2 protein-coding genes and 1 pseudogene are annotated in these 4,991 nt (G+C 71.4%); all 3 read right to left on the bottom strand.

Annotated elements, in window-relative coordinates:
• A pseudogene (locus SACSA_RS21225) lies at positions 1-1,119 on the bottom strand (hypothetical protein); the annotation flags it as partial.
• 79 nt (positions 1,120-1,198) lie between these two features.
• Entirely contained in the window at positions 1,199-2,875 is a 1,677-nt protein-coding gene (gene ettA / locus SACSA_RS0102830; RefSeq protein WP_019813324.1) for an energy-dependent translational throttle protein EttA, read from the bottom strand.
• Between the two features lie 156 nt (positions 2,876-3,031).
• The gene (locus tag SACSA_RS0102825) at positions 3,032-4,990 is read right to left on the bottom strand and encodes a cytochrome c oxidase assembly protein (protein WP_083940126.1); all 1,959 of its coding nucleotides are present in this window, start codon (positions 4,988-4,990) and stop codon (positions 3,032-3,034) included.
• Between the last annotated feature and the right edge of the window lies 1 nt (position 4,991).

The following is a 4,991-nucleotide window of genomic DNA, read 5'->3' as shown; positions in this document are numbered from 1 at the left end:
GGCCTGCTCCCCCGCCCCGAACGCGCCGGTGAGCAGAGCGCGGGCCTGCCCGCTCACCCGGGTGTGCAGATGCTCGGCCGCCCGTGCCCGGTACAGGCACTGGGTCGCCTCGCCGGGCTGGCCGATCCGGTCCTCGACGTGGGCCAGCTCGAGCCACAGCCGCGAGGTCAGCGCATACAGCCCGTGCCGCCCCGTGCTGTGCACGGCGTCGCGCAAGGTCCGGGCCGCCGCCTCGGCCGAGCCGTTGACCAGCTGTACCCGCGTGGCCACCGCCAGGCGCAGCCAGCCGAGCGGAGCCACGCCCGCGGCCCGTTCCGGCTCGGTGAGGACCGGCTCGGCCACCTCGAGCGCGAGGTCGCCGTCACCCCGGTCGAGCAGGGAGCACACCAGCTCCAGCGCGAGACGGACGCGGACGAGGCCGCCGTCGGCTCCCTGGTCGGCCAGGTCGTCGAGGAACCCGATACCGGTGCGCGCGGCGTCAGCCGCCCCGACGAGGTCGCCGTGCCTGCGGCGGTGCGCCGACACCCCGACCCGCAGCAGAGCCCTGGCGACCTGCTTGTCGTCGCCGTCGAGCTGACCGTCGACCGACACGAGCCGGTCACCCTCCATCAGCACCCGGTCGAGCTCGACCTTGCGGCCGAACGTGCCGAGGCACCCGACGAGGTGACACAGCGCCGTGGCCCGCTGCACCGACGTCAGTCCGTTGACGGTGAGCACGGGCCGCAGGGCCGCCAGCCCGGTCAGCGGCGCGCCCACCGACCGCGCGCACACGGCGAGGTCGGTCCGTAGCTGGGCGGCGGTCACCGGCTGCCGCGCGTCCTCGGCCGCGCGCAGCGCCGTCACGGCCCTTCCCACCGTGGAGGCGCGGTGCCCGAGGCGCACCCGGGCGTTGACGACCAGGCTCTCCGCACGCACCCACAGCGCGTTCGCCCCCGCCGACTCGGCCAGCGCCGCCGCGCGCTCGCCGAGGATCAGGGCGAGTTCCGGCGCCCGTACCTGAAGGGCCGTGGCGTGCTCGACGAGCTGCTCGACCGAGGCCGAGTCCCTCTCGACGCCCTCGTGGACAGCGGACCTGCGGCCGTTGACCGCGCTCGCGTCGGTGTGCTCGGTGGCTCCCACTGGGTCTCCGCTCAACTGTTGCTCCGGGCTCTCCTCGTCAGCAGCCGCGTCGGCACGCTCCTCGCCGCGCCCGCCGGGATCAGTCGCGAGTCAGTTTGCGGTGGGTCACCCTGTGCGGCCGAGCCGCTTCGGCCCCCAGCCGCTCGATCTTGTTCTTCTCGTAACCTTCGAAGTTGCCCTCGAACCAGAACCACCGGGCCGGGTCCTCGTCGGTGCCCTCCCAGGCGAGGATGTGGGTGGCCACGCGGTCGAGGAACCAGCGGTCGTGCGAGATGACCACGGCGCAGCCGGGGAACTGCTCCAGCGCGTTCTCCAGCGAGCCCAGGGTTTCGACGTCCAGGTCGTTGGTCGGCTCGTCCAGCAGGATCAGGTTGCCGCCCTGCTTCAGGGTGAGTGCCAGGTTGAGGCGGTTGCGCTCACCGCCGGAGAGCACGCCCGCGAGCTTCTGCTGGTCGGGGCCCTTGAACCCGAACGCGCTGACGTAGGCGCGCGAGGGCATTTCGACCTGGCCGACGTGGATGTAGTCCAGCTCGTCGGAGACGACCTGCCACACCGTCTTGTCCGGGTCGATCCCCCCGCGCTGCTGGTCCACATAGGACAATTTCACGGTGTCGCCGACCCGCACGGAGCCGGAGTCGGGTTCCTCGAGGCCCACGATCGTCTTGAACAGCGTCGTCTTGCCGACGCCGTTCGGACCGATGACGCCGACGATGCCGTTGCGGGGCAGCGTGAACGACAGGTCGTCGATCAGCAGCCGGTCCTCGAAGCCCTTGCGCAGGTTCCCGACCTCGACCACGACGTTGCCCAGGCGCGGGCCGGGCGGGATCTGGATCTCCTCGAAGTCGAGCTTCTTGTTGCGTTCGGCCTCGGCGGCCATCTGCTCGTAGCGCTCGAGGCGGGAACGGGACTTGGTCTGCCGGGCCTTCGGGTTCGACCGCACCCACTCCAGCTCGTTCTTGAGCCGCTTGGCGAGCTTGGCGTCCTTCTTGCCCTGGACCTCGAGGCGCTCGCGCTTCTTCTCCAGGTACGTCGAGTAGTTGCCCTCGTAGCCCTCGACGCGGCCCCGGTCCAACTCCATGATCCATTCCGCGACGTTGTCGAGGAAGTACCGGTCGTGGGTCACGGCGAGCACGGCGCCCGGATAGGTCGCGAGGAACTGCTCGAGCCAGAGCACGCTCTCGGCGTCGAGATGGTTGGTGGGCTCGTCGAGGAGCAACAGATCGGGCCCGGACAGCAGCAGCTTGCACAGCGCCACGCGGCGCCGCTCACCGCCGGAGAGGTGGCTCACCGGTTCCTCGCCCGGCGGACAGCGCAGGGCGTCCATCGCCTGTTCCAGCTGCGAGTCCAGCTCCCAGGCGTCGGCGTGATCGAGTTCCTCCTGGAGCTTGCCCATCTCCTCCATGAGGGCGTCGCTGTAGTCGGTGGCCAGCTTCTCCGCGATCTCGTTGAACCGGTCCAGCTTGACCTTGATCTCGCCGAGGCCCTCCTCGACGTTGCCGCGCACCGTCTTCTCCTCGTTCAGCGGCGGCTCCTGCTGGAGGATGCCCACGCTGGCCCCCGGCTGGATGAAGGCCTCGCCGTTGCTGGGGTGGTCGAGCCCTGCCATGATCCGCAGAACGGTGGACTTACCCGCACCGTTCGGCCCCACCACGCCGATCTTGGCGCCGGGGAAGAACGCGGTGCTGACGTCGTCGAGGATCACCTTGTCCCCGACGGTCTTGCGCACCTTTTTCATGGTGTAGATGAACTCGGCCATACTCCGATCGTAGAGCGAAGCCGACGCCCACCTCACCCCGCCTCACCGATCCGCCACCCAGCGTGAGAGACCCGTGACGCCGGGCCGGTGCCGATGCGCTGCGCACACGCCGACGCGGCACCCGCACGAGCCCGCACCGGCCCCCGTCCGGGTGAGCTATTCCACCCGCCTGCCGGGTTCGGCCATCCGGCGCAGCATCTCGTTGTAGGCGGCGAGCTCGGCATCGCCCGTGGCGTCCTCCCTGCGGTCGCGCCTGCGGGCCTCGCGCTCGTCCGAACGGGTCCACTGCACCAGCAGCGCGATCATCACGATCAGCACGGGGATCTCCCCCGACGCCCACGCGATACCGCCGCCGAGCCGCTGCTCGGCCAGCAGGTCCTCCATCCACGGCAGGTTCAGCGCACGGTAGAACTCGGCCCCGATCACCGTCTGCATGTTCATCAGGATCACGCCGAAGAACGCGTGGAAGGGCACCGACGCGAACAGCAGGCCGAGCCTGCCGAGGGGCGGTAGCTGCCTCGGTGCCGGGTCCACGCCGATCACCGGCCAGAAGAACACGTACCCGGCCAGGATGAAGTGCGCGTTCATGGCCAGATGTGCCCAGTGATAGTTCAGCGCCGAGTCGAACAGCCCGGAGAAGTACAGGCCGTAGAACGACCCGACGAAGATCACCAGCGCGACGATCGGGTTGGTGAGCACCCGGGCCAGCGGCGAGTGCACCAGGGCCAGCAGCCACTCCCTCGGCCCGGGCGGCGCCGTCCTGCCCGCGGTGGGCAGCGCCCGCAGCGCGAGCGTGATGGGCCCGCCGAGCACCAGCAGCACCGGCACCACCATGGACAACGCCATGTGGTTGACCATGTGGATGCTGAACAGCGCGGGCGAATACCGGCCCAGCCCGGACGACGTCGAGATCAACAGCGTCGCGCAGCCGCACAGCCACGCCACCGTGCGGCCGACCGGCCAGGCATCCCCCCGAGCGCGCAACCGGCGCACACCCGCGAGGTACAGCGCGGCGAGCACCACGGCCGCCGTGCCGTACACGAGGTCGAACCGCCACTCGGTGAGCACGCTGAGCAGCGTCGGCGCGCCGGACAGGTCGTAGCCGATGAGCAGCTCGGTGTTCGACGGCTCCGCGTAGACCTCCTGCGGCGGCGGAGTGCGGGCCAGCGCCGTGGCCAGGCCGATCGTGATCAGCATGACCAGCACCTCGACGGCGGCAAGCCGCACGAGCTGCCCGCCACCGCGGCCCTCGGCCAGCGCCCGGACGCTGCCGCGCCGGTGCTGGTGGCCGAACACGCCCAGCACGCCCAGCGCGACCACCTTGGCGAGCACGAGCAGGCCGTACTCGGTGTCGAGCAGCTGGTCCGGCGCGACCCGCACCACGGCGTTGACCACACCGGACGCGGCCAGCACCAGCCAGCACACCAGCGCGACGCGGGAGAACCGGGAGGCCGCCAACGGCAGGTGGGCGCCGCGCCTGCGGGCGTGGGCCAGCAGCGCGATCAGGCCGCCGACCCACAGCGCGGCGCCGACGAGGTGGTAGAGCAGGCTGTTCGTGGCCACGTCGTGGGAGCCCCCACTGGCGGAGTGCCCGGTGGCCGCGATCGGCAGGATGCCGCCGACGGAGACGACGAACAGCACGGCCGTCCAGCCCCAGGACAACACCAGCCTGCACGCCGCCGCCAGCAGCAGCGCGACCGCGGCGGTGATCAGCCACGCCTTCGGCTGTTCGATGGCACCGACGTAGTTGACGAACGCGACCGGGTCGAGCACCTCCGCCACGGGCCTGCCCGCACCGTCGGCCGCGGTGAACACCACGGAGGCAAGCGCGAAGACGAACCACACCCACGCCGCTGTGCCCGCCGTGCGCAGCCCCGCGTAGCCGTCGGCGGCCAGCGTCCCGGAGCGCTGCGGGGGCACGAGGAACGCGGCCAGCAGCAGGGAGCCCACACAGACGGCGGCGGCGATGTCCGCGCCCACCCGCACGACCACGATGCCGTAGCGGGTCACATCCCCCGGGTCGGTCAGTCCGGTGACGGCCTCGGCCAGACCGCCCGTGAGCGCGACGAGGCCGACGGCGACGACCGTGGCCAGCAGCGCGCCGACCGCGAGCAGC

The sequence above is a fragment of the Saccharomonospora saliphila YIM 90502 genome (genome assembly GCF_000383795.1).
GTDB classification, from domain to species: domain Bacteria; phylum Actinomycetota; class Actinomycetes; order Mycobacteriales; family Pseudonocardiaceae; genus Saccharomonospora; species Saccharomonospora saliphila.
This window is presented reverse-complemented; position numbering and strand designations above follow the sequence as displayed.